A 26,132-nucleotide genomic window follows, 5' to 3' on the forward strand; every position below is an offset into this window, starting at 1 on the left:
GGGATCGGGGATTGGGGACTGGGGATTGGGATTTTTAATCAAGATTTAGGATTCAGCATTGGCTAACGCTGTGCTTTGTTAACGGCACTTTGAAGGTGGGTAGGTGATGGTGAAGGGGTTGACCTCATTTATTGGTAAGTGACTGTGATTGTATTGGCGGTTAATAAGTTCTCAATCTTGGTTTTCTGGATTTCCTCCCAAAAGTGATAGTTCTGCTTTGAGAAAATCGATAAATTGTCTTGCTGTTCTTCCAGAACGTCCATTATGGCGTGTAGCCCATTGTAAGGCTTGAAATTCTAAATCCTGCTGGGGGATGTCAATTCCAGATTGGGCGGCAAGATGTTGAATAATTTGTAAATACGTGTTTTGATCGGCGGATTCAAAGGTTAAGGTTAAACCAAAGCGATCGCTAAAGGAAAGTTTCTCTTGCATGGTATCCCAAGCATGGACTTCTTCGTTTTGTTTGGGTGTTGGTCTATCGGTGAAGAATTCCCGAATTAGGTGACGACGGTTAGATGTAGCATACACAACTACGTTTTGTGGTCTAGCTGTTAAGTTTCCTTCTAGCACGACTTTTAAAGCTTTAAATGCGTCATCGTCTTCTTCAAAGGATAAATCATCGACAAAGATGATAAATTTCTGGGGCAAGTCGCGCAAATGTTCTACTATGGTGGGTAAATCCTGCAATTGTGATTTTGTCACTTCTAATAAACGCAGGTGGCGATGACTATATTCATTTAACAAGGCCTTAACTAAGGAAGATTTACCTGCACCACGAGTCCCATAAAGTAATACGTGCAGTGCGACTTCTCCAGCTAATAAAAATTCTGTATTTTTAATTAATGTATCTTTTTGTAACTCATACCCGACTAGGTGGTGTAACTTCACGGGATCAGGGTGAGGAATGCCGATGAATTCACCTGTTTGCCAACGCAAGGCGCGATATTGGGCAAATAAGCCTGTACCACATTGGCGATAGTGATTTGCTAATTCTTGTACTAACTCTGCCCAATTATCGCAATGGTGCAGAGACGATACTAACCCTGTGGTGGTTGCTTCTGGTTCAACGTACCACACCACAGGAGACACGGCTAAATGTCCTACACCTTGCACCCATTCACTCAAAATTGCACTACTACATTCATACAAACTCTGTAATATTTGTAAATCATGCTGGGCGGCGACGACTAAAGCCTGGGGTAAAGCCTCAAAATCTCGTTTTTGGGCTAGTTTGGTGAAGGGATTTTCCGCCGTGAGAATTTGAATGATGAGGTAGTCTTCCCAGGTTTGCTGTTGATTTGCAAGGGCGTGAAAATAACTACCATAGGCTTGCAAACAACCCCGTGCATCAGCATCGGTGTAGCGAATGGCTTGTAACAACTCCAAAAAGGCAATTCCTACTTCATCTTGCAGGACTGATTGATAAAGTAAAAGTGACGCGGCTTGGCGTTGGAGGAGTTGAACCTGGGCATAGGAAGAAGAACTTGCCGTGGGCATAGCTGAGTTATCCGTCAATCAAAGGAATTCAAAATTCAAAATGAAGAACTGAGCATTTTTAAGGATGACTGTATATAGATTAAATGTAGAACAGCTTAAATTTAGCTGATGGTTAATTTTCTGCTGGACTGGGTAGCAAAGGCAAAATCTACATAAGGGTTAACCATGAATTCAAGTATAATTGCTGCGATCGCCTATGGTGTGTTGGCGATTATTGGTGGCATTATTGGTTACTTTCAAGCTCATAGTCAAGTTTCTCTCTTCAGTGGTTTAGTTAGCGGTTTTATACTGCTTTTAGCTGCCTACTTACAATTCCAAGGACAAGCCTGGGCTTTGATTCTAGCAACTTGCGTTACAGCTGTTTTAGTTGTTTTCTTTGCTTTGAGACTAGCTAAAACACGTAAATTCATGCCAGCAGGCCTCATGACTATTTTAGGGATGTTGGCACTGACAGTTATGGTAAATCAACTTGTGACTGTCAGGTAGCAATTGTTGACATTGTTATAGTACATCCATATTGGTTTATCAGACAATTATGGTGTATTGGGTATTGGGCATTGGGCATTGGGCATTGGGCATGGGTGGACAAGGTAGATTTTTTACTTAATTCCCAATCCCCAGTCCCCAGTCCCCAGTCCCCAATTTTGTATTCAAAGTAACCATTTACACTCACTGCAACTGGATGATGAATATTTTTCAGGAAAAATATCCGGTTGTAGCAACTTGGCGGTGATAGATGAAAATAATAGTCTGCTTCTGGTAGAGAAGCAACGTTACCCTTCTAAGACAAAATACTCTTTTTGAAATACGCAACTAATAGTGTTTACTGACATCTACCTAGAGACAGTTTTTGTAGTAGATGATGACTCAATTACACAAGACTAATAAATTTGAAAATATATAAATAAATCTTTTTGAGCATTTATTATAAATAAAATAATTATGTAAAATAAAATACAAAAAATCTATAAGTATAAAGTATAATTTAATGACTACCACAATTATTTATCCTTGGTTTTCAAGTCTGATGGGCTTGAAATAGCCAGAGATGACTATTGCTGACTATGTACTATTTATTACCTAACAAAGATGTTTTTTGCTCAATAATTATTGTTTACAACTCAATTAATTCAACAAAATACTATTTATTTATTTCTAGCAACCAGTGTATTTTCCATAAAGATTCAATAGGGAAAATATCAAAAAATAAAGCAAAAATAAAGCGAATTATTGCCATTTTGGCAGGTGATAAACTAACAAATAAGATATTAATGGAATAGATTGAAAAACATTAATATATGAATACTTGTTGTTATCTACCCTAATTGCTGAAGTAAAAGTCAGCCCGATATTTAGAGATTTACGGCGGTTTTACTAACTAGGAAATCATTTTATGTTATCACCACTTTCTGCTCGTAATGTTATCCGGTATCTACAAGGTAGAGGTCTGTGTAGCTTGGTAAATGGCAGTTTCGAGACTGTGAGAGAACTCAAAGCTAATCAGAAGAATCAGAATTTAGTGGTGAATTTAGATGATAATCTTCAACTCCTAGTCAAGCAAGAACAAAATATTAAAAGTGATGGAACTCCCCACGAATTGTTTAATGAATGGTTGTTTCAACAACTGCTGCAACAATTCCCCGTCTTAGGTAATATTTCTGCGATCGCGCCCTTAGTGCTACATTTTGATGAAGAAAATTCCATCCTAGTGCGTAGTTATCTCAGCGAATACCTAGATTTAAGTAATTTTTATCAACAAAACAATATTTTCCCCTTAGAAATCGCCTCAGCAATTGGCACAACATTAGCCGCCCTCCATCGCGCTACTTTCCAACGCAAGGAATACCGCGATTTTATGGCGACTGCCCCCGCAGGACAATTTCGCTATAGCTTTTACAACCCAGCCCAAGGGATAGATTCCATTACACCAGAAATTTTTGGTCAAGTTAACAGCAAATCATTACAGTTTTATACACTTTATCAACGTTATGAAAGTTTAGAAGCGGCTATTGCTGATTTAGCCTATGAATGGAATCCTTGCTGTTTGACACACAATGATTTGCACCTGCACAATGTTCTCATTCATTCCCGATGGGATCAATTAGATAACTGCTTAATCAGATTAATTGATTGGGAAGCCTGCGGATGGGGAGATCCCGCCTTTGATTTGGGTAATATAATAGCTAGTTATTTAAAACTTTGGCTTTCTAGCTTAGTGATAGACCCAACTTTACAATTAGAAGAATCTCTACAATTAGCCATTACTCCTTTAGAGGATATCCAACCGTCATTGGTAGCTTTATTACAAGCTTATCTTGATGCTTTCCCGATGATTTTGGAATATAGTAATGATTTTTTAATAAAAGTCATGAAATTTACCGGATTAGCATTAATCCACCAGATTCAAGACAGTATTCATAATTGCCACAACTTTGATAATTCTGATATTTATAAGTTAGAGCTAGCTAAAAATATTCTGACTATGCCCGAAAAATCTATAGTTAGTATCTTGGGAACTCAGGAATCAGAAATTATCAGTTCTATAACGAAGATGAATAAAGTCACTCAACCAGAAAAAGAGAAGCAATTAGTGCGGTTATATTACGAAAAAACTCGGTTGCGTGGTTGCTAAACCAGCTAAAAGGAAAGTGATGCAAACAGTATTTATTTTCCTTTGTCGTCGGGCGTTTGATTAATGTTAACTTAACTCTCCTGGAAAAATGCTAAATTCATTGAGAGATATTGCTGCCAATATCCACATTGAGCCAAACTTTTGTATATATCATCCTAACTATCAGCCCTTTGCTTTGCCAACGAAAGTAGCAGATAGATTTCAACAAAATTCGCCTGATCTACAATATAAATATCTCAATTTATTATTAAGAAATTTTCTTTACGGTATCTATTACAACGGTGCGCTACAAAACAGTTTAGCTATTAATGGTAGTAATAATAATTATCAATTACCTCAGAATTTAGCCACTAATTCGGTTGTCGATATTGACTGGGAATTTTACGAACAACTGCAAGCCAACAATCATGGTAAAGGTTATTTTGATCCCAGTTGGGAAGTGCTGCGAAAAGAACCCGATGGTAGTATGGCAGTGACTAAAGATGGGTTAACTTTATATATTGAGCCTGATTGTCATCTCAAACCAGGAAGAAAATCTGCCCAAGTCGGGGAATCAGTCGCAATTTGGATGCCGAATAATCGCTTGCAAAATGGCTATTATTTAGCTGTGAGTGATGTAGGACAACAGCAAGGTAATCCAGATGTTAATTTAGGCACTGGGAGAATCTATTTTAATTTTAGTGCAGACGGTGCGATCGCGCTGATGGATAGTCTCACCCAGCAACTCAACATCCATACTATTCCTTTTACCTTTCAAGTTCTTTATAACCCCAGTGCCTATGAACGTTATGATGCTGGGGTACTCTACTTTGAGAGTCACGACTATCCAGCAATTCACAAAATTTTGCAATTTGTCTACCAAGAAAATCAAGCTTATTTCCGTCCAGAAATTCCCTTATTTACCAAGTTTCTAGCACCAGGTTTAGGATTAGCAGAAGAACCGACTCAAAAATTTACCGCACAAGAAAGTTTTGGGATGAATCGTTGTCAAATCTTAGCAAATGCGTTGCTAGATGCTTGGCAAACAGGTAAAAATGCTGTGGAAGAAAGAATGAAAGCTATTCAGCAACATTTTCAAGATCATGCCATTGATTTACAGCGTCCCTACCTCAACCCTACTTCTCAAGATATATATTCACCCATCAAGTAATTTGTGTTGACGTTGCAGTAGAATTAACCATGAGAGCAGGCTTAATACCTGCTATTTTTTATTGTTGAAATTTATTTATGTCTTTTAGTTATCATCGCACTGTTCGCTTTCAAGATACAGATGCAGCAGGTGTAGTCTACTTCGCCAATCTCCTGAGTATTTGTCACGAAGCCTATGAGGAATCCCTAAACAAATCAGGGATCAATCTCAAAGACTTTTTTACTCACCCTCAAGTGGGTTTCCCTATAGTTCACGCTAGCGTTGATTTTCTGCGTCCTATATTTTGTGGAGACAAATTATTAGTGAATTTAATGCCCCAAAAAATCGGGACAGAAAAATTTGAAATTAACTATGAAATTTTCTCATCTGACGTAGTAGTAGCTAAGGCAATAACTCGCCACGTTTGTATTGATGCCAATACCCGCAATAAGCAAGCATTACCCACTAATATTATCCATTGGTTAGAAAGAAATCGCCGAGAAATAGAAGAAGCAGAAAGAAGAAAAGCTAGAGAAGTTATTTCATAACGAGAATTGAGAATAGGTTTGAGTTACCAAAGTCTTCCAGATGTTGGAAATCTTAGTCAACCTTATGGGTTCGCAAAAATTCTGTAGCTATTCTTTGTAATGTTTGACGGTTAATTTTACCTTGGGTGTTACGGGGTAAAGTTTCTAGAGGAATCCAGTGTTTAGGAATTTTAAATTTGCTGAGTTGATTTTTGAGTGCGGTTTTCATATCTTCCGCACTAATTTCTATCTTTTTAGGAACATAAATTGCTGTTAATGCTTGTCCCCAATCTTGATCAGGCACACCAATTACACACACATCATTAACCATTTGTGTTTGTAGGATAGCTGACTCGATTTCTATAGGATAAATATTTTCTCCACCGGAGATAATTTTATCGCTATTACGTCCTACTATTTTTAAATAGCCTTGTTCATCCAAAAAGCCTAAATCATCTACAGCAAAATTATCTTGCTCATGCCAAAAATTGGGGTAGTAACCCAGGGCTAAAGATTTAGCTTGAATGGTGATGTGGCCTATTGTATTAGCTGGTAAAACTTCCCCTTGATTGTTGCGAATCTTAACTTGAGCATGGGGAAGAATTTGACCACTACTAATTTTACCATTTAGAAAATCATCAGGCTTAAGTGTGACAATTTGAGAGGCTGTTTCTGTCATACCATAGGTTGGTGCTAAACGGATACCGTGAAATTTAGCTTTTGCTAATAATTCCTCCCACGCAGGCGCACCACCTAAAAGAACAGTTTGAAATTTAGTTAACCATTTAGTTAATTCTTGAGTTTGCAGCAGTCTTTGTAATTGTGTCGGTACTAAAGATATAAAAAATTCTTGAGGATTAATCTGGTAATTTGGGGCTAATTCTATTGATTTAAATGGCAGAATTACGAGTTTGCCGCCAGTAATCACGGCGCGCATAAATTGCATGAAACCGCTAACGTGATATAAAGGTAAAACACAAAATGAATTAATTTGTTGTAGCTGAAAATATTCTTGAAATCCCTGTACTGATTCTGTGAGAGTGTCCCAAGTGTGCATCGCAAATTTAATTTGTCCCGATGAACCACCGGTGGGAATCATGATTAGGGAATGGGGCATGGGGAATTGGGAATGGGGAGGGCATGGGGCATGGGAGAATGTGGGTAAGGTTTCTGTGGCTAAGATAATGTCGGGTTTGACTAGGGTAATTACTTGATCCCATTCTTGTTTTCCCCAATCGGGATTACATAAGAAGACTTGACAGTTTGCTGCATGGGCAGCGATGAAACTAGCTAAAAATTTGACTGGTTCGCGTTCAGCTATGATGATTTTTAATGGGTGATGAAGCTGAGATAATTGGGTGAGTTCGGTGTAAATTTTGGTGGCGATTTGCCGGAGTGCTTGGTTATCTCCACCAATTAGCAAATCATGGTGAATTAGTTCTTGAAAAGAAATTTTGTAGCCAGGTGTCATCTTCTACTTGGGTAAAAAAGTGATTGATGCCAAAACCAACAGCCCTGTTTTTGTGAGATAATTCTGCTGCTAACTTGAGTGCAGCAAATCTAGCGATCGCAGTTTCAAATACCGATGAAAATACTGCGTCAATTTCATACTGTTGGCAAAATTTTCGCAGGCGTGACGGATAACCCGCAATGGCTGGTTTAATCACAAAGATTCCTCGCCAACCTTGTTCGTAACAAGTCTTCAATTGTGGGAGTGTGGCGACAGATTCATCTAGGGCGATCACAGTATCATAAGATTGACTCAATGCCACCATCTGGAAAAAATCTGTTACAGCTAACGGTTGTTCAATAAATTCAATTTCAATCTGGGATTGGGGATGTTTTCGCCAATAATCACAAGTCTCTAACCATAATTGCGCCTGTTCATAATTCAAGCCACCGTTAGCATCTAAACGCAGTTTGGCAGAGTTGGGTAAAGCTTGTATCAGTAAATCAAATATTTGTAATTCCTGACTAATATCATCTACGCCAATCTTCCACTTAAAAGTGCGATATCCTTCCTGCCAAAGAGTTTGCCATTGATTTAACGCTGCTTCCCCGGCGGGGAGTAAAGCACTGTATTGGAGATTGGGCATTGGGAATCGGGCATTGGGAATTAGGTAGGGGGCAGGGGGCAGGGGGCAAGGGGTATGAGAAATACTGTCTACCTTGTCTACCTTGTCTCCTTTGTCTCCTTTGTCTCCTTTGTCTCCTTTGTCTCCCTTGTCCCCAGTCCCCAATCCCCATTCTGGAATTTTGAATTTTGAATTTTGAATTTTGAATTGATTTATCCCCAATCCCTCCAACGCCGATTCAAAGCCGAATTGACAAGCGGGTAAATGATCAGGGATGGAGAAAATTGTTGTGGCTGTAATTTTTGGGGGGAGTTGGCGACAGAAATCTAAAGCTTGTTCGAGATTTTCCGAACCAAACCAACTAATAGGGGCGATTTCTCCCCAACCGACATTCCCATTGGCATCACACAATCTGAGAATAATGGCTTCGCGAGTATCCCAAATTCCGTGACTAGTAACCAGCGATCGCGCAAATTTCCGCGATATTGTACGAAATTCAAATTGGTAGTTTGGGGACTGGGGATTGGGGACTGGGGACTGGGGATTGGGGACTGGGGATTGGGGACTGGGCATTACTTTCTTTTACCTTCTGCCTTTTGCCTTTAGAAGCCTGCGATCGCAAAGCCTACACCCAATAACAAGCAACTCCAAAAATGTACGGCTACGGCGATGAATTTACAATTGCTTACTTTTTCGGGGTAGTCATGATTTTCTTGGACATGGCGACACAATTTGAAGGCGTAGGGAAGACTTAGCCAGCTAAGAAGCGTCCATACTGGGAAAACTCCCAATAATACAAACAGTGCGGTGAATGGGTAAATGCTAGCGGTAAACCAAGTCAGGACTTCTGCACCTCTGGCTGTACCTAAACGCACAATGGGCGATTTTTTACCGGCGGCGATATCGTCTTTAACTTGGTGAAAGTGTGAGCAATATAAAATCAAACTGGTGACAATCCCCACAATAATGGAGACAGCTAAACCAGTGAGTGACCAAGTTTTGGTTTGACTGTAGTAGGCGGCGGTGATGCCCAAAGGCCCAAAGGCAAAAAAGCAAAGAATTTCGCCTAAACCTTGGTATCCTAGACGGAAAGGCGGCCCTTGGTACATATAGCCTAAACCGCAGCATAGGAGAATTATGCCAATGACTGTGGGATCTTGTTGCCAAATGGCGATCGCTAATATCCCCAATAAACCTGCTATTAAACACAGGTTTCCTAACCAAAATACTAAATTCTTCTTACCAGTTAAATTCACCAGCGAGTGGTGTTTATTTATATCAATACCTGTCTCTGAATCAAACACATCATTACTGATATTTTCCCATGCCAGAATCAAAATTGCGGCTAAAACAAAAGTAGAAAATATTCCTACATTAAAACTTTTAGTCTCTGCAAATGCTACAGACGTTCCAACCCAAATTGGCATAATAGCTACGCTGTACATCGGCGGTTTAATTGCCGCCATCCATAATTTACTCTTGGGACGGGAAATTTGTTTTGTAGTCATCAGTCCTGATTACTTAAACTATCAAAAATTTACTCATAATTTATTTGGGCTGAGTGATACGTAATATACTTTCTCTTTAGTTCAGTGTATTAGTTGAAAGTTAGCTATCTACTCACTCAAGAACTGAGTAATATGTTACAACTCTTTAACCTCCCGGTGGCAAATTTTACATTTTTTTATTGGTAGACAAACAATCAGCCTCCCTGATCAGGGTTGAGGAACACCAAAAACAAAGCAAGTCATACTCTGGTGAAATGGTGACTGAATATGCTACCTGTAGAAATACGACCATGTTTAATTACACTTTAGGAAGATAACTTAAAAAAAATTTACTATTTCTAGATTTATGACAGTTTCACCATGTCGTAGTAGCTTTGCTGTAAAACAAAAAGACCTCTACCAATTTTTGTCAGATGTTCAAGAAAATTGCCTCAAAAATAATTGTGGGCAAATTGTCAGCATTTCTCTATCAATTGATTTGGTAGATCCTTTGATAGTATTAGATAAATTAGCGCAAGCAAATGAAATAAATTTTTACTTTGAGAATAAAAGCAAAGGCGAGGCGATCGCAGCTATCGACGCGGTGAAGAAAATCCAGATTAATGGTAAAGACAGATTTCATCAAGCTGAGTATTTTATTCAATCTCACCTGAAAAACATCATGACGTTTGGTGATTCAAACGCAGATTTTACAGGCCCGCACTTTTTTTGCTACTTTAGCTTTTTTGATCAACACCACTCAGATGATTATCCTTTTCCTGCGGCGACAGTTTTCTTACCACGTTGGCAAATTTCTGTCAAAAATGAGCAATGTAATTTAATAATTAATACTTTTATCAATGATAATTTTAATATTCAGTTATTTTTACAAACAATCAGCCATAAAATAGAAAATATCCGTTCTTTAAAGCATTATTCGCCAAAAATTGATTATTTTCCGGCAATTTTTACCCACAAATCAGTCAAAAACACAGAACATTTTAAAGATGCGGTTGTATCAGTTTTAGAAAAAATTAATTCTAGTCATCTGAGCAAGATTGTTTTAGCAGACGTTTTAGATGTGAATTCCGATAAGAATTTTAATTTATTTAATTCCCTAAATAATCTGCGAAAAATTCATCCCAATTGTTATATCTTTTCTACCAGTAACGGCAAAGGACAAAGTTTTATTGGTGCGAGTCCCGAAAGATTAATTAGTATTCATCATCAACAATTAATTACTGACGCATTGGCGGGTTCTGCACCCAGAGGGAAAACCCCAGCAGAAGATGCAGCTAACGCAAATCGCCTACTCAACAGCGAAAAAGAAAGACATGAACATTTACTTGTCATGAATTTCATTACTCAACGCCTCACCCAACTGGGTTTATTACCCCAAGTTTTAGCACCACGCCTGAGACAATTATCGAACATTCAGCACCTCTGGACACCGATTAGGGCAATTGTTCCGGCTAATGTGCATCCTTTAAAAATTGTCGCCCAATTGCACCCCACGCCAGCTGTCGCCGGTGCAGCCAGAGATGTCGCCTGTGCAGAGATTCGCCATTATGAAAACTTTGAAAGAGGTTTATATGCTGCGCCTTTGGGTTGGGTAGACTCCCAAGGTAACTGTGAATTTATTGTGGGGATTCGTTCGGCTCTAATTGACGGCGATCGCGCTAGACTTTACGCTGGTGCTGGTATCGTCGCCGGTTCTGATCCTGAACGCGAATTTGCAGAAGTGCAACTCAAGCTTCAGGCTTTGTTAAAGGCTTTAGTTTAAAGGTAATCACTGAATGGATATCTTAAATAATTATCGCCAAATTATCCGCACAATATTAACCGAATACTCTCAACTCCCTTATGCTTACGGGCAACTAGAAAGACAGCTAATTATTGACGAAAACGCTAACCATTATTTACTCCTCACACTAGGATGGGAAAATAAACAACGTGTACATGGTTGTCTGATTCACATCGATATTATCAATGATAAAGTTTGGATTCAAAGAGACGGTACTGAAACCGGAATTGCGAATGAACTTGTCAGTGCCGGCATTCCGAAAGATAGAATTGTTTTAGCTTTCCATCCAGTTAATGTCAGACAGTATACTGACTTTGCGATCGCTTAGAAACTGCGAGATAAAAAATATTCAAAATTTAGGGTGCAGTATATTTAGGTTTTATCGCACTGACACACCCTACCTAACTGATATAGGACTAATATTTGATTGCTGAAATGTACGTAGGATGTGTTAGCGACAGCTTAACGCATCTACCGCAAAGTTTTCGGTGCGTTACGGCTTACGCCTAACACACCCTACACATACTGAAATTTTTATGCGCTAGCGCAGGCTACGCCAACGGAAATCAAATCGGATTCCTATAGATAAGTTATCTTAGTAATTAAATCTAGACGCGAAATATTTAAATATCAATTATTTGGCGGATATTTTTCTCAAGATCCATGTATTTTTGATGACTAGAACCACCACTATGTAACAGCAGACTTTCCCCTGATTTAAGTATAAGACTAAGTTTGTAGGTGATTTCCACTTTACCAGTTTTTCTATTGCGCGAACTACTCTTTTGCTCTACACGAATGTCAGAAATGTTAATATTTTCTCCACATTGAATTCTATTACCAAGTATACCTTTTCTCCTAATTAAAAACTCTCCACTATCTTTGTCAAAGCTACACATAATATCATCTGTAAATATCGAAGATACGCCGTAAACCAATAATAATCCTCCAATTATGTACATCGGTATTGTTTCATCCATAACATCTTGAACCTGTAAATTAGATGCTTGAGGATGATTAATAAAATCATTAATTTGGTTAGCTAAACTAGACATATTTGCTCTATCATCACCATTAGTAAAGTATATTTCACCATTTTTAGTTATTAGATTAATCCTGTAATCAACTCTCCTACCGCCACGCACTCTATAAGTTCGAGTCTCTAAATTAGCTCCCTTTAACTCATTCATCACTACTATTTTTCGTGTCTTTGTTCCCCATTTATCTATCTCTTGAATCTGGCAAGTACCCCCATTAACACTATTGTTCCTATTACAGTTAAAGCTATATATAGTTTTACCGGCGTATAATACAGGAATAACAATTCCCAGAGATGTAATAATACTGCCAATTATCCAATTTTTTAAGGCAGAACTATGTAGTGTGAGTTTATTAGGAGTGTATTCTATAATTCTCATAAATATGCTACTTGAACAGCATTTTTTCAGTTTTAGCAAGTAGCTTTTTCAGAGACAATGATAATTATACTTATTAAGTATTGGCAAGCAAGATTAAGTAGCCGTAATGAACTGCGTACACAATAAAATGTGAAAAATTCTTTCCCTTACACCCCTATACCCTTACACCCCTACACCCCTTTTTCAAGTCAGCACTGAAAGTATAATGACTAATTAAACAATCAGTGCCGAAATTCCCAAAGATAAAATTGTTCTAGCTTTCCACCCAGTTAATGTCAGACAGTATACTGACTTTGCAATTGCTGAGATTTACTCTAAATCTCTATGAGTAAAGGCCTTAGCATTTGCACTGGTGTAGGTAGCAACAATATGTCCATCACCAGTCAATTGATATTTATATGTAACTAAACCTTCCAACCCAACAGGGCCACGGGGAGGCATTTGTTGAGTGCTGATTCCCACTTCCGCACCAAAACCATAACGGAAACCATCAGCAAAACGAGTGGAACAATTATGAAAAACTCCGGCAGAATTAACTAAGCCAAAAAATGTTTCTACCGTCGCTAAATCTTCGGTGACAATCGCATCAGTATGACGAGAACCATATTCATTAATGTGAGCGATCGCATCTTCTAAAGAGTCTACAACTTTCACCGCTAAAATCAAATCACTATACTCTGTTTCCCAGTCTGCCTTAACAGCAGGGGCAATATCCGGTAATACTTTTAAAGTCTGTTCATCACCGCGTAATTCAACATCAACGGCTTGCAAAGCGGCAGCAACTCGCGGTAAAAATTCCGGTGCGATCGCTTGATGTACTAACATAGTTTCAATGGCATTACAAGCCGCCGCATATTGAATTTTGGCATCAACAGCAATCTGCACAGCCTTATTAATATCAGCCGCTTGATCTACATATAAATGACAAATCCCATCAGCGTGACCAAGTACAGGAATGCGAGTATTTTCTTGTACAAACCTGACAAAAGAATTAGAACCTCTAGGAATAATTAAATCTACATATTTATCTAACTTTAAAAGTTCTAAAGTTTCCTCTCTAGTTGTGAGTAATTGCACCACATCAGGACTCACATCTGTTGTTGATAAACCTTGTTTAATGGCTTTAACTATCGCCTCACAAGAACGTACAGCTTCCTTCCCACATTTGAGAATTACACCATTACCAGATTTAATCGCCAACGAGACAATTTGAATTGCCGCTTCTGGACGTGCTTCAAAAATAATCCCCAACACACCCAAAGGACAAGTCACCCGCTTCAAAACCAAACCATTATCTAATTCTCGGTGAATCTGCACCTGTCCCACAGGATCAGCTAGTTTACCAACATCCCGCACCCCTGCGATCGCATCTCTTAACTTATGTTCATCCAACTGCAACCTTTTATAGAGAGGCTTGGCGATACCCGCAGCAGTCGCCGCTTCACAATCAGCAATATTCGCTGACACAATTTCATCCTTGGCTGATTCTAACGCTTGGGCAACAGAGGCGATCGCTTGATTTTTTGCCTGAGTCGAGAGAATCGCCAATTTACTAGCAGCTTGGCGGGTTTGTTGGGCAATAGTAGTCAGGGAAGAAGCAACTTGCAGAGTAGTCATGATTCAACAAAACAGTGATTGATAGCACAAAACTTTCAGCTTTTCCCCATCCTATCCTTTTTGATGTAGGGTGCGTCAGTGCGAGGAAACCTCATTACACAACGAAAATATTCATTCTGACGCACCTTACTAATACCATTTCACGAAAAACCTGATACAGATGTAAACCCTGAAAGTTTTGCTGCATCTAAGTTTTTTAATTGCGAATTGCTAATTGCGAATTGTGAATTGGTATAAACTATTTTTTGCCAAAGACAAGATTCCTTTAACACCAACAAACCCTATGGCTTGGTGGGTGTCTTGGGCTATTTCGTCAGTAAATTGGTATCAAAATGAATATGATAACCATTTTTATTTTTCGGTAAATACTGAAATTTTATCTCGTATTAAACTTCACTTACATAATTGTTAACCTTACATCTGGTACATTTTCGCAGGAATGTACAGGTATTCAGGGATTTAGAATAGTGCTATCGGCACAAGGGCATTCAATGAAACGCTCAAAATTTGAGTCCAGCACCAATCAAGTTAGAGAGTCAGTTGCAATGTCATCAACTCCAGCGCAACAGAAAGTGCAGGCTCTTTGGACTGCTTTAGTTTTATTGAGCGTTTTTTTCTGTATAGAACTAGGGGCGGGACTTTGGAGTCATAGCTTATCTCTGTTAGCAGATGCTGAACACATTTTTGCTGATGTAGCCGCATTAGGTTTAGCACTCATCGCAGCCTGGTTATCTCAATCTATATCCCAACGCCAGATCCTGGGACGCTATCGTTTGGAAGTCCTAGCAGCCTTGATTAACGGACTGAGCCTAGCAGCCGTTGCGGGCTGGATCATTCAAGAAGCTCTGGTGCGTTTGCAATCTCCTACCATAGAGATTCATGGTGTACCTATGTTAACAACTGCCCTCATTGGTTTACTTGTTAACGGTTTTAATGCCAAGTGTTTACACAGATGTAGTCACCATGACCTCAACATCAGAGGAGCTTTACTGCATTTGTTAGCGGATGTAGCCAGTTCTGTAGGGGCAGTTTTAGCCGCGATCGCCGTCATCTGGTTAAATTGGACTTGGGCGGATGGGGTGATTAGTTTAATTGTGGCGGTGCTGATAGCCACATTTGCAGCTTATTTAGTAATTCAAAGTGTACAGTGTTTGCGCGGTCAAATTACAGACATCAACTGTAATTGTAATTTATCACCAGAAACTTGTATTGATGGCGATCGCGAGCAAGCAGAAAAGCTATTATTTCCTACTTTAGAGGAGCTAGTGCGATGATTTCATTACTGAAACGTCATTGGCGTGTATTAGCTGGTTTTATCTTTGGTTTAATGGTGGCGATCATATTTTCTTTCACCACACCAAACCAACAACCAGTTACCGCCTCAGTGCCAATTCAAAATCAGATTCAGGCACAATCTTTAGACTTCGGTCATCCAGACTTTTACTATAGCCACGAAGAACCAAATTTCTATCAATAATTAAGATTTCACCAAATACAATTATTCCCAAAAAAAGCAACATATCAAAACAGTGATGAGTGACTATCACTGTCATTTCAAATTTCGTATTGAATACCAATTCACCTGAAGAGGCAGAGGAGAGGGGGGAACAGCAAACGCTAAAAGCTATGCTGAGTCTCACTTTTGGAAATTGGAAATTTGAATTGGTATCAGAATCGGTGTCGCGCTCATTTAAATTATTCCCAGACATACTGCAATGATTTCATACTTAGAAAAGTACAGGCGAGTCCTATCACTCGCTATGACGAGCCTTTTTTGTGCCATTTTTTTGGTGTTTGGCAATCCCACCATTGAATCTGCCTTAGCTGCTGGCAATGGTATTAACGTCATCATCATGATTGGTGATGGTATGGGCTGGAACATGGCTAGAGCCGCAGCCTTAGCTAAAGGCGCGCCCTTTTATACCAGTGGTAAAGGCTCTGGTTTGAGCTTCCAAAATCTCACCGGATATGGATTGGTGACAACATACGGCACAACCATCCAAGCCAGCACACCCACCGAACCCACCAATCAAACACACTTCACTGGTAACTCGGCTTTGGATGGATCTAATTCCTTCACAGGCTTGAGTAATGTTCGTCCTGGTTTTTCCTTCCAACCTACTCCATTTAATCCAGGCGATCGCGCTGATGGTAATAGCTCACAACCTGGAAACTTAGTTGGTTACGATGTCAGCCAAGGTGGCCCTGCTCCTTGGATTCCTTTATCCCCGGCTAATCCTGGTAGTTACAACAAAGAGTACATCAAATACAGCTATCCCGACTCTGCCAACACCGCCACAACTCTATATACCGGTGTGAAAAGCTATAACAACGCAATGGGGGTAGATGTATACGAGAAGAAATTGAAAACCATCTTGGAAATTGCCAAAGAACAAGGCAAAGCCACAGGATTGGTAACGTCTGTACCCATTACCCACGCTACACCAGGCGCAGCAGCTTCTTACGTTAACCGTCGTAATAAGTATGACAGTGTTTACGATCCTAATAAAACTAACCAAGACAGTATTTTGCAGCAGACATTGTTGGACTTCCAACCTAATGTGCTGTTAGGTGGTGGTCATCCCCTAGATATGCAAAATAGAACAGGTGTCAGTCCGGCTTATGACTATACATACATCACTAAAGACACCTACGAATACCTGAAAAATAATCCAACTCCTACATCCAATCGCTACGGTTACACCTTCTTAGAACGTGGGACAAACGCTACTCAAACCCTATTAAATACTGCTGCTAACGTTGACCCCAATCAGGGCGGTAAACTCTTTGGTCTATATGGTGCGCGTGGTCAAAATGGAAATCTTCCTACAAGTTCCTCTAAGGGTGACTACAGCACCACAGGTTTAGATAACTTCTCCATTTATAGCTCTGTTGTGAGGGGTGGAACTCCAGCAACCTGTCCATCAGGGAAAATCATTCCTGGTTCTATTAGCGAGTGTGTTCCTGTTCTAGATGCTAATGGTAATCCAGTTAGTGGCCCTAATCCAGATACAGTCAGACCTCTAGCTGTGGGAGAAACAGACGCTAGTTTTGTTGCTAGAGAAGTTAACGAAAACCCCACACTAGCTGATTTAACCAAAGCCGCTTTGAAGGTTCTGGGTAAAGATAAAGATGGCTTTTGGCTGATGGTAGAAGGTGGTGATATCGATTGGTCAGCCCATGACGACAATATGGATAACCTCATTGGTACAATGAATGATTTCGACAAAGCAGTTCAAGAAGTCATCACTTGGGTTAATAAAAATGGCGGTTGGAGCAAGAATTTACTCATCGTCACGGCTGACCATGACCACTATCTGACTCTTAACAATGACTTTGTATCTAAACTGACTCCTAACGCTAATCCTAATTTAGCTAGAGGGTTGAAGTACAACGCTAAAGAAGCCACATATAACAAACACAACCCTCAAGAAGCTGGTCACTTCTGGGGTTCTGATCCTACTCAAAAATACCTTTGGGGCAGTCACACTAAACGTCCTGTACCGGTTTATTTCCAAGGGGCTTATTCTTCTGCTCTCACACGCTCCTTGGGACAAAGCGTCAAGTTTACAGATAGCACTGGCAATACTTACACCGTTCCAGGTGTGAGGGGTGTAGTTGACCAAACCCACATTTTCCAAGCGATGAAAACTGCTTTGACTAGCCCAGCTTTGTAAACAAGCTATTTTTTCACCCCTTTTTAGTCTGCGTAATAGACAAAGGGGTTACAAAAATTCTTCTTTCACCAAGGAAAAAAATGATTAACTCCATCCTCAAAAAGCTAGCAGTTGCTACAGCCGGGACGACTCTCATGTTTACCTTGGGAGAAATTACACCCGCCCAAGCTGCTAACATCACCTATAATTTCTCTAACCTTGATCAGACTCTTACAGGCTATTTTTCCTTTGATCAAGAGGCGGCGGCTGATCAATTTGTGACAGTTTCAGAAGGTTTAAAGATTTTTGCTAACTACAATGGCGTAACTTTTACGGAAGCTGATGATCCTATCGCCGCAGTTTTAACAGACTTTTCTGGCAACATTCCCAAGGGACAGGGATTAGGTTTGCAATATGTAGTACCAAATCAATTTTCTGTATTTAGCGAGAATTTTCTCAATGCTGATGCAACTGCAACTCAATCTGTAAACTATACTCGTGTTCCAGAACCAGGTTCTCTGCTGGGTTTGTCGATTGTGGGACTGGGTTTATTTTGGGTTAGAAAGAAACAACTTTCTCAATTAATCAACTAAATAACGCCAGGTTTGATGTTTTGTAGTTAGGATGAAAGTCCTGACTACAAACTATAATTTTTGGCTACGTTTTTCAGAATATTCATTGGGGTTTGATGTTTGAGAAGTTCCATTTCAGATGCGTTTCTCACTAGCATCGCACCGACGAAGCCTAATGAGTTCACAGAAATCGATTGGAAATGTTCTTGCGATCGCGGTACGATGAGCATCCATTCTCTTGTTGCTAGTAAGTTATAAGCACCTGATTGTCTATCACCATCAATTGCACCTAAACCTACAGCTTGCAATAAGTTTTGATAAATCTCTAAAGTTGCCTTAGCACCTGTCAAGGGAGATTCTACCCACTCTGGATTTAACTTAGCAAAGCCGTGTATAAACGGTAATCCAGGGATGGTGCCAATTTCACCCTCAAATTTAGCCTCAGCTAGAAGTGGTTCTATAGGCGTTTTGATTCCTGAAGGTGTAAGGGGTAGGGGTACTAACTGTAAGTGTTTATGTCGTTGACTTGCACCCGCATTTTTACCTGCGTTATAGAAAGCTAAACCATCTATCCCAGCTAAACAAGCCCACATAGCGGCAAAATCGGCTAAGGTGAGTAAGCTTTCCTGCTCTTCAAAAGCGCGAGTAATAATTAATAAGTGATAGTCAACGACGTTGAATTTATTCAATATACAGACATGAGTATCTGAGATATCGGCGACAAATAAATCTTGTTCATAGGGTAAGAAGGGATTAAACTCTTTACCGCTAGATTGGGTTTGTTTGTCTTGTTGTTTTTTAGCAGTATTTTTACGGACAAGATTAGATAAAATTCGCACCAAAAATTTCACCCCATCCTGTTCGACAAATTCAAATTCTGTCGGTATGGAGAGCAACGCACCGCATTCTAAAGCATGGTGCGTCCGTTCTTTCACGCTATCCCACAATGTGTCAGGTTGCAGTACAATTTTTTCGTCAGGCATGGTTGAGTCTGTTTGCTTTATCCCCACTCACCAGATTTTAAGGTGAAATGTCAATCTACTCAGCTATTACCTATAGAATTTCCTGCCATTGCCATTAAAGCAATGACAGGGAACAAGTGACTGATAACTGTATTAATCACCATTACCAATCATCAGCTTCCGCCTGACGTTCAATTTGCCCGATCGCTAATTTTGCTAAAACTCGCACCACCTGTTGTTCATCATCAAGTAATGCTTGTAAAGGTTCTAGCGCGGTGCGATCGCCGATTTTCCCTAAAGAGTTAATCGCGGCTTTTCTGACATCTAAGTCGGTATCTTGGAGTGCCAAAATTAAATGCGGTACTGCTGGTAAATAATTTACCTGTCCCAGTGCGGCTGCGGCTTCGGTACGAATCAATGCTTCTGGGTCAGTCAATGCCGAAACCAAGAGACTACAGGACTTTTCATCAGATTGTTCTTGGGCTACGTGACCCAATGCACCAATTACCGCACACCGTACATCTACAGAAGCATCATTTAACGCTTTGTATAAATAATCTGCGGCTTCCGAACCAATAAACGCTAATGCCCAAGCTGCATGACCTTTAATATCTTCTGGCTGATTAGATGCTAGTACCTCCAATAAACTTGGTACTGCGGCTTCTCCAGTTCTCGCTAGCGCACCTACAGATGAACCCCTCACCACTGTATCCTCATCATTGAGGAAGGCATAGAGCAAGTTAGGTACAGCTTTCGGATCGGCAATAATTGTGAGGGTTTTAGCTGCTGCCCGACGGACAACGACATTGCTATGATTTGCCAAGGCATCTAATAAAAAAGGGGTGGCAACTTCGCCAATTTCACCCAATGTTTCCGCAAACCGCAACCGTACTAGACCCCGTGGATCTCCTAAGCCTTCAACCAACTGTTTTAATACGTGGTCGCTGACTTCAAAGGTACCCATCGTAATCTGCTCATTGACCCTCTCAATTAGGGCATCATTCTCCGATTGAATTTGCTCTGTCTTAACTGGCGGGACTGGCTGATCCACTGTTGCAGAGTCGGAGTTAAGTGAGTGATTCATCAGAAAATCCTTATGTTAATTACCAGAGGAAAGAGCAGTTTGACGATCGCGCAGTGCTTGGATTTGGGCATCAATTTGGGCTAAGTTCGGCTCTAAATAAGCCATAGCTTGCGCTTTCATCACTTTGGCGCGTTGAGCCATAGACAGGGTATCATTCACCAATCTTTCTCGATATTGTTCTAATTCGGCAATAATTTCGGTGAGTTCTTCAGGGGTTGCCTGTTCGATGGGCATGGATTCTTGTGTATCAGCCATATCTTGATGTATTTCCTAAAGGTGATAAAAAACTGACTTTTGACGGTATTTGAAAAACCCCTCTCCAAACCTCTCCCCTACAAGGAGAGAGGCTTTAATTTTCCCCCCTTCCTTTGTAGGGAAGGGGGTTAGGGGGTTAGGTTTCACGTTAGCTTTTCCACATAACGTGAAAAGTCAGCATAAAAAAAGGTCTATATTTTAAATCTCTGTATTTGATCTTCTCAGATTGCGTCACCATTGAGCAACGCGATCGCACAGACTTTGTAAATTACCATGAAGCAAATTCTCAATCGATGTCGCCAAAATACTCTCGGATGCCGGAAATTTTATCCCCTGTGATGTCGAAGGAAATGAGATTGCGGCTTTGATAGGGTTGCTCTCCCATAGTCCCTTGACTGGCAAATTCTAGGGTAACGGTAGTTTCATTGCTGGTGATGTGATCAGGGGGATGGAAGATGAGGCGATCGCCTGCTGCTGTCCGCGCTTGGAGTCTGGCAATTAGCTGCTGTTTATCCTCGTATGTAAAGCCTGTGTCTCGCTGTTTTCCTACCGGCAGCCAGAAAACTACATCATCTGCCAGCATATCGATGAAGGGCTGAAAATTGCCTGTTGCCCATCCTGCGGCTAAATTTTCAAAAGCTTGTTGCGCGATTTGAATGTTTGTCACCTCTGTTTTCCTACTTACTTACGGCGATCGCATATTATAGCGGTTTGCGAAATGGTACTTAGCTCAATATTTACCACTATGTTTTTAATCAAGTCATATTTTTTATTACAGTTTGTAAATATTTTAGAAAAAAATGTAATCACGACTGCTTTTTTTCTATTTTTTTAGTGTTTGCAAATACATTCTCTGAATAAAAAAATCTATTTACGCTCTTAATTATGAAAATTTAACATTATTTTTCAGCATATTATTAGACAGTAAATTTAGATCGATTTATCGCATTGAACAAATAAACTATTCATTATATCTCTTGCTGTGTAAGCATTTTGTGCTTTGCGTTTTGATTGTAAACGAATATATTTAGATTATTAAAAATTTTATTATCCTGAAAATACAGATAATGTTTTTGTTTTTCGCTACTATTAAAATCTCTCTAAACATTTCTTAATAAAAATCCTATACGAAACAGTATATAAAAATATTTTGTAAGGGTTAAACAAAAAACAAAGCCAATATAAACTCAAATCATTAGAGAGTTTATTGCTCTTGTTAATGACAGAAAAACTTCCAATATTTGAAAAATTGCCTAGTCTTTCTCGTCAAATTAATGTGGTTGAGAAATTGAAATATTGCTTAGTTAGACATGATGTTCTGTTTGATAAAAAGTAAAAGCTCGGATTTTCAATTTCTGACTGCAACCCTCAATCAATAAATTCCGCATTAATCAAAATTTAGGAGATTAAAACTATGGTGCAGGATGCTTTTTCCAGAGTTGTTTCCCAAGCTGACACCAGAGGAGACTATTTGAGCGATGGCCAATTAGATGCTCTCATCGCTTTGGTAAAAGACGGTAACAAGCGCGTTGATGTTGTTAACCGGATTTCTAGCAACGCCTCTGCAATTGTTGCTAACGCAGCTCGTTCTTTGTTTGCTGAACAACCTCAACTGATTGCACCTGGTGGAAATGCTTACACCAGCCGCCGTGCAGCTGCTTGTGTGCGTGATTTGGAAATCATCCTTCGTTATGTCACCTACGCAATTTTTGCTGGGGATGCTAGCGTTCTCGATGACCGCGCCCTCAACGGATTACGGGAAACATATTTGGCTTTGGGTACTCCTGGGGCTTCCGTTGCTGTTGGTATTCAGAAGTTAAAAGAAGCTTCCATTGCTATTGTTAGCGACCCCAACGGAATTACTCGTGGTGATTGCAGCAATCTGATTGCTGAAGTTGCATCCTATTTTGATCGTGCTGCTGCCGCAGTAGCTTAAAACCGTACAACACTAGACCTCTTGCATCAGAGTCTCATCAGACTCAAACAGCGACTTTTGCAAGAAGTCTATTCTGACAAATTTTTTAAAAGCAATTAGGAGAAATCTTTCCATGACAAAAACACCCTTAACTGAAGCAATTGTTGCTGCTGATTCCCAAGGTCGTTTTTTGGGTAGCACCGAAATTCAAGTTGCTTTCGGTCGTTTCCGTCAAGCATCTGTTAGCTTAGAAGCAGCTAAAACACTTTCTAAAAAAGCATCTAGCTTGGCTGAGGGTGCTGCTAATGCTGTTTACCAAAAGTTTCCCTACACCACCAATACCCCAGGCTCTAACTACGCTTCTTCCCAAACTGGGAAAGACAAGTGCGTTCGTGATATCGGTTATTATTTGCGGATTATCACTTACGGATTAGTAGTAGGTGGTACAGGCCCCATCGATGATTATTTGATTGCTGGTTTAGCTGAAATCAACCGTACCTTTGAACTATCTCCCAGTTGGTACATTGAAGCTCTCAAATATATCAAAGCTAATCATGGTTTAACTGGCGATCCTGCTGTGGAAGCTAATTCTTACATTGATTATGTCATCAATGCTTTAAGCTAATACCTTCCAGCGTCAATACAGCAGTGAGTGCTGAGTTAATTGACCATATAAGTTTTGCAGTTTTGTGTAACTAGGATGAGAAGTGAATTTGGTAATTATGCGATTGAGATGAAAAAGACTACCAGAACATTTTAAACCGTCCGTAATTTAGTTACACCAAAACTGAATGTTAAGTTTGCAAAAGCGTCGAGCATTTGCGTGGTAAGTTGGAAAAGTTTTTAATACTGGATGTACACTGTGTTGGTGGTCAATTTTAATTGCCTACAATCTTTATGTAGACAGTATTTATAACGTTTCAATTTATTACGCAAGGCTTTTTCCTAATCATTAAAAAAAACTTTTTAACTAGTTATCTAGTCATCGATAAAATAAGTTTCAACAAAAATTTTTGGATATTTTTGACATCCTCTACACCACCTTATCCATAAGTTAAAAACAGGCTTATTAACTACTAGCACTTTTGACAAGGAGAATATTGCAATGGCTATTACGACGGCAGCATCTAAACTCGGAACTTCTGCATTTAGTAACGCTGCGGCGATTGAATTACGTTCTAATGCGACTCAAGCAGAAATTAAACAAATAATAACAGCTATTTATCGTCAAGTTTTAGGTAATGATTATTTACTACAATCGGAACGCTTGACCAGTTTAGAATCACTGCTGATTAATAAAAATATTACAGTCCAAGATTTTGTAAGACAGTTAGCAAAATCTGATTTGTACAAGTCAAAGTTTTTTTCTAGCAGCTTTCATAGCCGATTTACAGAACTCAATTATAAACATTTGCTCGGTCGCGCTCCCTATGATGAATCTGAGATTGCTGATCATTTAGATTTGTATCAAAGTCAAGGATATGAGGCTGATATTGATTCCTATATTGACTCTATTGAATATCAAAGCAATTTTGGGGACAATATAGTGCCTTATTATCGGGGATTCAGCACTCAATCTGGACAAAAAACTGTAGGCTTTACCAGGATTTTTCAACTTTATCGCGGTTACGCCAACAGCGATCGCTCCCAAATCACAGGTAAGTCTGCACGTTTAGCTAGTGAATTAGCCAAAAATACTGCATCACCAGTCATTGCGCCTGCGGGTAGTAACAATGGCTTTGCCTACCTTCCTTCCCCCAGAGGACAAACCCCCAGCACTGCGTTTCAAGGCTCACAAGCGTTTGGTGGAGGCCGATTGTATCGTGTGGAAGTAGCCAGTATTTCTCAGCCAGGCTATCCCAAAGTGCGTCGTGTCAATCAAGCTGTAGTTATCCCCTACGAAGAACTCTCTAATTATTTCCAACAAGTTCAGCGTCGCAATGGGAAAATTGCCAGCATCACACCACTCTAAAGAACTAAGGGACTTCCAATACAATCGCTGTGGTAGGCAGGGGTGCAGGGAGCAGGGGGAAAAATCAAAATATTCTCTCTCAGATATTGAATAATTTATTTTCTGGAAGTCCCTTGAAGTATCGGGTTGGCATCAAATTGACATCCTCCAACCGCTAACCCTTGCGGGTGTAGCGGGGGATTCCTAAACCTCACGATTCAGGTTTCTGTTTCCTTCCCTTATGGGTTTTTCGCAACTGCCCTTTAGACTTATGCCCATCAGGTCTTATGTTCACTCCACAGACTGTAACGGTGTGTCCCACCGCCAAGATATTCTGACTGGCGTTGATATCTCGGTCGTGGTGTGTTCCGCAGTTGGGACAGTCCCACTCTCTGATATTCAACGGCAGTTTATCAACGATATGCCCACAATTCCCACAGCGTTTAGAACTAGGAAACCATCGGTCAATCTTTATCAAGGTTCGACCACACCAAAGAGCTTTGTACTCCAGTTGTCTCACCAACTCGCCCCATGCAGCATCGCTGATAGCGTGGGCGAGTTTGGGATTTTTGACCATGTTCTTAACTGCCAAATCCTCAACCACTATCGTTTGGTTTTCACGAATCAGTCGAGTTGTCAGTTTGTGCAGATGGTCTTTTCGGGAATCAGAAATTTTAGCCTGAAGACGAGCAACTTTGAGCCTAGCTTTATCTCGGTTGCAAGAGTTTTTCTGTTTGCGGCTCAAAGACTTCTGTGCTTTCCTCAACTTTTGATGGTGCTTGTCAAACGCTTTGGGGTTAGCAATCTTTTCACCGGTACTCAGAGTAACAAGGCTACTCACCCCGACATCCAACCCTACAGAAGTGTCAACTGGTTGAAGTTTTTCATCTGTTGGATCATCAATCCTCAAACTAACAAACCAGCGTCCAGAAGGTTCAAGTCTAACGGTGATGGTGCTAGGTTCACATCCCTTGGGAAGCTGTCTAGACCATTTAATTGGCAGTGGTTCAGAACACTTAGCCAAGTAGACTTGTCCACATTTCCACCGGAAAGCCGACTTGGTAAACTCTGCACTACCACCGCTACGCTTCTTTTTAAAGTTGGGATATTTTGCCCTGCCAGCAAAGAAGTTGGTGAATGCTGTTTGCAGGTGTCTCAAGCCTTGTTGCAGTGGTACACAGCTAACCTCGTTCAAAAACTGAAGTTCTTCAAGTTTTTTCCACTGCGTCAACATAGCAGAAGACTGAACATAATCAACCTTCTGTTGTCTTTCATACCAAGTTTCAGTTCTCGCTGCCAAAGCCTTGTTGAACACCAACCGCACACAACCAATTGTCCGGCGCAATATTTGTTCTTGCTCGGTAGTTGGGTAAAAACGGTAGCGGTAGGCTTTTTCCATACCTCACATTTTACCGTTAAATCTGTAGCCATTAACTTTGCAAATTGGTGAAAATTAGTCAACCTGTAGCTTATTAACGTGAATTCGACGACCTCTCCCCAAACCCCTCTCTCTTGAAAAGTTCTGTTCGGAGGAAACCTCCGCTCAGACTT

25 protein-coding genes are annotated in these 26,132 nt (G+C 40.1%); 14 read left to right on the top strand and 11 right to left on the bottom strand.

All coding sequences use genetic code 11. The features are described 5' to 3' along the window. Positions 1 to 171: 171 nt before the first annotated feature. The gene (locus tag ACQFX9_RS28430) at positions 172 to 1,497 is read right to left on the bottom strand and encodes an ATP-binding protein (RefSeq protein ID WP_427159862.1); all 1,326 of its coding nucleotides are present in this window, start codon (positions 1,495 to 1,497) and stop codon (positions 172 to 174) included. Between the two features lie 165 nt (positions 1,498 to 1,662). Between ACQFX9_RS28430 and ACQFX9_RS28435 the strand changes: the two genes are divergently transcribed. From ACQFX9_RS28435 to ACQFX9_RS28450, 4 genes are all read left to right on the top strand, one after another. Beyond that, positions 1,663 to 1,983 carry a TMEM14 family protein gene (locus tag ACQFX9_RS28435; RefSeq protein ID WP_427159863.1) on the top strand — a complete coding sequence of 107 codons (321 nt, stop codon included), beginning with the start codon at positions 1,663 to 1,665 and terminating at the stop codon, positions 1,981 to 1,983. 907 nt (positions 1,984 to 2,890) lie between these two features. After that, positions 2,891 to 4,129, top strand: a complete 1,239-nt coding sequence (locus tag ACQFX9_RS28440) for a phosphotransferase family protein (protein WP_427159864.1) — start codon at positions 2,891 to 2,893, stop codon at positions 4,127 to 4,129. 88 nt (positions 4,130 to 4,217) lie between these two features. Then, positions 4,218 to 5,279 (top strand): T3SS effector HopA1 family protein, encoded by a 1,062-nt coding sequence (locus ACQFX9_RS28445; protein WP_427159865.1) that lies wholly within the window; start codon positions 4,218 to 4,220, stop codon positions 5,277 to 5,279. 77 nt (positions 5,280 to 5,356) lie between these two features. Next, positions 5,357 to 5,806, top strand: coding sequence for an acyl-CoA thioesterase (locus tag ACQFX9_RS28450; RefSeq protein WP_427159866.1), 450 nt, complete (start codon positions 5,357 to 5,359; stop codon positions 5,804 to 5,806). A gap of 52 nt (positions 5,807 to 5,858) precedes the next feature. On the opposite strand, the gene ACQFX9_RS28455 is transcribed toward ACQFX9_RS28450, so the two are convergent. From ACQFX9_RS28455 to menA, 3 genes are read right to left on the bottom strand one after another with little or no spacing between them, the layout of a single operon-like run. Then, a complete protein-coding gene (locus ACQFX9_RS28455) occupies positions 5,859 to 7,256 on the bottom strand; it encodes a 2-succinylbenzoate--CoA ligase (RefSeq protein ID WP_427159867.1) in 1,398 nt (465 codons plus the stop codon). After that, positions 7,210 to 8,433 (bottom strand): o-succinylbenzoate synthase, encoded by a 1,224-nt coding sequence (locus ACQFX9_RS28460; RefSeq protein ID WP_427159868.1) that lies wholly within the window; start codon positions 8,431 to 8,433, stop codon positions 7,210 to 7,212. The genes ACQFX9_RS28455 and ACQFX9_RS28460 overlap by 47 nt, the downstream gene beginning before the upstream one ends. Positions 8,434 to 8,462: 29 nt before the next feature. Beyond that, positions 8,463 to 9,368 (bottom strand): 2-carboxy-1,4-naphthoquinone phytyltransferase, encoded by a 906-nt coding sequence (gene menA / locus ACQFX9_RS28465; RefSeq protein WP_427159869.1) that lies wholly within the window; start codon positions 9,366 to 9,368, stop codon positions 8,463 to 8,465. 346 nt (positions 9,369 to 9,714) lie between these two features. Between menA and ACQFX9_RS28470 the strand changes: the two genes are divergently transcribed. Continuing rightward, positions 9,715 to 11,130: an isochorismate synthase gene (locus tag ACQFX9_RS28470; RefSeq protein ID WP_427159870.1), complete on the top strand. Its 1,416-nt coding sequence runs from the start codon at positions 9,715 to 9,717 to the stop codon at positions 11,128 to 11,130. A 13-nt stretch (positions 11,131 to 11,143) separates the two neighbouring features. Beyond that, complete coding sequence (locus ACQFX9_RS28475) at positions 11,144 to 11,479, top strand: XisI protein (protein WP_427159871.1); 336 nt, start codon at positions 11,144 to 11,146, stop codon at positions 11,477 to 11,479. Positions 11,480 to 11,774: 295 nt separating this feature from the next. Here the strand turns inward: ACQFX9_RS28475 and ACQFX9_RS28480 are convergent, their stop codons facing one another. Continuing rightward, positions 11,775 to 12,569 carry a hypothetical protein gene (locus ACQFX9_RS28480; RefSeq protein ID WP_427159872.1) on the bottom strand — a complete coding sequence of 265 codons (795 nt, stop codon included), beginning with the start codon at positions 12,567 to 12,569 and terminating at the stop codon, positions 11,775 to 11,777. A 247-nt stretch (positions 12,570 to 12,816) separates the two neighbouring features. Here ACQFX9_RS28480 and ACQFX9_RS28485 point away from each other — a divergent pair, with 247 nt between their 5' ends. Next, entirely contained in the window at positions 12,817 to 12,897 is an 81-nt protein-coding gene (locus ACQFX9_RS28485; RefSeq protein WP_427163025.1) for a hypothetical protein, read from the top strand. Here ACQFX9_RS28485 and ACQFX9_RS28490 read toward each other — a convergent pair. Continuing rightward, entirely contained in the window at positions 12,879 to 14,186 is a 1,308-nt protein-coding gene (locus tag ACQFX9_RS28490) for a glutamate-5-semialdehyde dehydrogenase (RefSeq protein ID WP_427159873.1), read from the bottom strand. The genes ACQFX9_RS28485 and ACQFX9_RS28490 overlap by 19 nt on opposite strands. Before the next feature lie 545 nt (positions 14,187 to 14,731). On the opposite strand from ACQFX9_RS28490, the gene ACQFX9_RS28495 reads away from it, so the two are divergent. The 4 genes from ACQFX9_RS28495 (at position 14,732) to ACQFX9_RS28510 (ending at position 18,435) form a co-directional block, all read left to right on the top strand. Beyond that, a complete protein-coding gene (locus ACQFX9_RS28495) occupies positions 14,732 to 15,460 on the top strand; it encodes a cation diffusion facilitator family transporter (RefSeq protein ID WP_427159874.1) in 729 nt (242 codons plus the stop codon). After that, entirely contained in the window at positions 15,457 to 15,663 is a 207-nt protein-coding gene (locus tag ACQFX9_RS28500) for a hypothetical protein (RefSeq protein WP_427159875.1), read from the top strand. The genes ACQFX9_RS28495 and ACQFX9_RS28500 overlap by 4 nt, the downstream gene beginning before the upstream one ends. A gap of 283 nt (positions 15,664 to 15,946) precedes the next feature. Continuing rightward, on the top strand, positions 15,947 to 17,863 hold the full coding sequence (locus ACQFX9_RS28505; RefSeq protein WP_427159876.1) for an alkaline phosphatase: 1,917 nt from the start codon (positions 15,947 to 15,949) through the stop codon (positions 17,861 to 17,863). Positions 17,864 to 17,943: 80 nt separating this feature from the next. Next, positions 17,944 to 18,435, top strand: coding sequence for a PEP-CTERM sorting domain-containing protein (locus ACQFX9_RS28510; protein WP_427159877.1), 492 nt, complete (start codon positions 17,944 to 17,946; stop codon positions 18,433 to 18,435). A 44-nt stretch (positions 18,436 to 18,479) separates the two neighbouring features. Here the strand turns inward: ACQFX9_RS28510 and ACQFX9_RS28515 are convergent, their stop codons facing one another. From ACQFX9_RS28515 to ACQFX9_RS28530, 4 genes are all read right to left on the bottom strand, one after another. Next, a complete protein-coding gene (locus ACQFX9_RS28515; RefSeq protein ID WP_427159878.1) occupies positions 18,480 to 19,397 on the bottom strand; it encodes an ATP adenylyltransferase family protein in 918 nt (305 codons plus the stop codon). A 142-nt stretch (positions 19,398 to 19,539) separates the two neighbouring features. Continuing rightward, the gene (locus ACQFX9_RS28520; RefSeq protein WP_427159879.1) at positions 19,540 to 20,460 is read right to left on the bottom strand and encodes a HEAT repeat domain-containing protein; all 921 of its coding nucleotides are present in this window, start codon (positions 20,458 to 20,460) and stop codon (positions 19,540 to 19,542) included. Between the two features lie 15 nt (positions 20,461 to 20,475). After that, entirely contained in the window at positions 20,476 to 20,715 is a 240-nt protein-coding gene (locus ACQFX9_RS28525) for a hypothetical protein (RefSeq protein WP_427159880.1), read from the bottom strand. 286 nt (positions 20,716 to 21,001) lie between these two features. Continuing rightward, positions 21,002 to 21,382: a nuclear transport factor 2 family protein gene (locus ACQFX9_RS28530; RefSeq protein WP_427159881.1), complete on the bottom strand. Its 381-nt coding sequence runs from the start codon at positions 21,380 to 21,382 to the stop codon at positions 21,002 to 21,004. Positions 21,383 to 22,129: 747 nt separating this feature from the next. Here ACQFX9_RS28530 and ACQFX9_RS28535 point away from each other — a divergent pair. The 3 genes from ACQFX9_RS28535 to ACQFX9_RS28545 all read left to right on the top strand — a co-directional run bounded on the left by ACQFX9_RS28535 (position 22,130) and on the right by ACQFX9_RS28545 (position 24,602). Beyond that, positions 22,130 to 22,651 (top strand): phycocyanin subunit beta, encoded by a 522-nt coding sequence (locus ACQFX9_RS28535; RefSeq protein WP_308418364.1) that lies wholly within the window; start codon positions 22,130 to 22,132, stop codon positions 22,649 to 22,651. A gap of 112 nt (positions 22,652 to 22,763) precedes the next feature. Beyond that, positions 22,764 to 23,255 (top strand): phycocyanin subunit alpha, encoded by a 492-nt coding sequence (gene cpcA / locus ACQFX9_RS28540; protein ID WP_103138950.1) that lies wholly within the window; start codon positions 22,764 to 22,766, stop codon positions 23,253 to 23,255. A gap of 480 nt (positions 23,256 to 23,735) precedes the next feature. Continuing rightward, complete coding sequence (locus ACQFX9_RS28545) at positions 23,736 to 24,602, top strand: phycobilisome rod-core linker polypeptide (RefSeq protein ID WP_427159882.1); 867 nt, start codon at positions 23,736 to 23,738, stop codon at positions 24,600 to 24,602. Positions 24,603 to 24,792: 190 nt separating this feature from the next. Here the strand turns inward: ACQFX9_RS28545 and ACQFX9_RS28550 are convergent, their stop codons facing one another. Continuing rightward, entirely contained in the window at positions 24,793 to 25,980 is a 1,188-nt protein-coding gene (locus ACQFX9_RS28550; RefSeq protein ID WP_427159883.1) for an RNA-guided endonuclease InsQ/TnpB family protein, read from the bottom strand. Between the last annotated feature and the right edge of the window lie 152 nt (positions 25,981 to 26,132).

The organism is Aliinostoc sp. HNIBRCY26 (genome assembly GCF_050235535.1).
Taxonomy (GTDB): Bacteria; Cyanobacteriota; Cyanobacteriia; order Cyanobacteriales; family Nostocaceae; genus Trichormus.

What these genes read in the sequence shown, in the direction of transcription:
- ACQFX9_RS28430 (WP_427159862.1), bottom strand. Translation starts at nt 1,497, where the DNA reads ATGCCCACGGCAAGTTCTTCTTCCTATGCCCAGGTTCAACTCCTCCAA.
- ACQFX9_RS28435 (WP_427159863.1), top strand. Translation starts at nt 1,663, where the DNA reads ATGAATTCAAGTATAATTGCTGCGATCGCCTATGGTGTGTTGGCGATT.
- ACQFX9_RS28440 (WP_427159864.1), top strand. Translation starts at nt 2,891, where the DNA reads ATGTTATCACCACTTTCTGCTCGTAATGTTATCCGGTATCTACAAGGT.
- ACQFX9_RS28445 (WP_427159865.1), top strand. Translation starts at nt 4,218, where the DNA reads ATGCTAAATTCATTGAGAGATATTGCTGCCAATATCCACATTGAGCCA.
- ACQFX9_RS28450 (WP_427159866.1), top strand. Translation starts at nt 5,357, where the DNA reads ATGTCTTTTAGTTATCATCGCACTGTTCGCTTTCAAGATACAGATGCA.
- ACQFX9_RS28455 (WP_427159867.1), bottom strand. Translation starts at nt 7,256, where the DNA reads ATGACACCTGGCTACAAAATTTCTTTTCAAGAACTAATTCACCATGAT.
- ACQFX9_RS28460 (WP_427159868.1), bottom strand. Translation starts at nt 8,433, where the DNA reads ATGCCCAGTCCCCAATCCCCAGTCCCCAATCCCCAGTCCCCAGTCCCC.
- menA (WP_427159869.1), bottom strand. Translation starts at nt 9,368, where the DNA reads ATGACTACAAAACAAATTTCCCGTCCCAAGAGTAAATTATGGATGGCG.
- ACQFX9_RS28470 (WP_427159870.1), top strand. Translation starts at nt 9,715, where the DNA reads ATGACAGTTTCACCATGTCGTAGTAGCTTTGCTGTAAAACAAAAAGAC.
- ACQFX9_RS28475 (WP_427159871.1), top strand. Translation starts at nt 11,144, where the DNA reads ATGGATATCTTAAATAATTATCGCCAAATTATCCGCACAATATTAACC.
- ACQFX9_RS28480 (WP_427159872.1), bottom strand. Translation starts at nt 12,569, where the DNA reads ATGAGAATTATAGAATACACTCCTAATAAACTCACACTACATAGTTCT.
- ACQFX9_RS28490 (WP_427159873.1), bottom strand. Translation starts at nt 14,186, where the DNA reads ATGACTACTCTGCAAGTTGCTTCTTCCCTGACTACTATTGCCCAACAA.
- ACQFX9_RS28495 (WP_427159874.1), top strand. Translation starts at nt 14,732, where the DNA reads ATGTCATCAACTCCAGCGCAACAGAAAGTGCAGGCTCTTTGGACTGCT.
- ACQFX9_RS28500 (WP_427159875.1), top strand. Translation starts at nt 15,457, where the DNA reads ATGATTTCATTACTGAAACGTCATTGGCGTGTATTAGCTGGTTTTATC.
- ACQFX9_RS28505 (WP_427159876.1), top strand. Translation starts at nt 15,947, where the DNA reads ATGACGAGCCTTTTTTGTGCCATTTTTTTGGTGTTTGGCAATCCCACC.
- ACQFX9_RS28510 (WP_427159877.1), top strand. Translation starts at nt 17,944, where the DNA reads ATGATTAACTCCATCCTCAAAAAGCTAGCAGTTGCTACAGCCGGGACG.
- ACQFX9_RS28515 (WP_427159878.1), bottom strand. Translation starts at nt 19,397, where the DNA reads ATGCCTGACGAAAAAATTGTACTGCAACCTGACACATTGTGGGATAGC.
- ACQFX9_RS28520 (WP_427159879.1), bottom strand. Translation starts at nt 20,460, where the DNA reads ATGAATCACTCACTTAACTCCGACTCTGCAACAGTGGATCAGCCAGTC.
- ACQFX9_RS28525 (WP_427159880.1), bottom strand. Translation starts at nt 20,715, where the DNA reads ATGGCTGATACACAAGAATCCATGCCCATCGAACAGGCAACCCCTGAA.
- ACQFX9_RS28535 (WP_308418364.1), top strand. Translation starts at nt 22,130, where the DNA reads ATGGTGCAGGATGCTTTTTCCAGAGTTGTTTCCCAAGCTGACACCAGA.
- cpcA (WP_103138950.1), top strand. Translation starts at nt 22,764, where the DNA reads ATGACAAAAACACCCTTAACTGAAGCAATTGTTGCTGCTGATTCCCAA.
- ACQFX9_RS28545 (WP_427159882.1), top strand. Translation starts at nt 23,736, where the DNA reads ATGGCTATTACGACGGCAGCATCTAAACTCGGAACTTCTGCATTTAGT.
- ACQFX9_RS28550 (WP_427159883.1), bottom strand. Translation starts at nt 25,980, where the DNA reads ATGGAAAAAGCCTACCGCTACCGTTTTTACCCAACTACCGAGCAAGAA.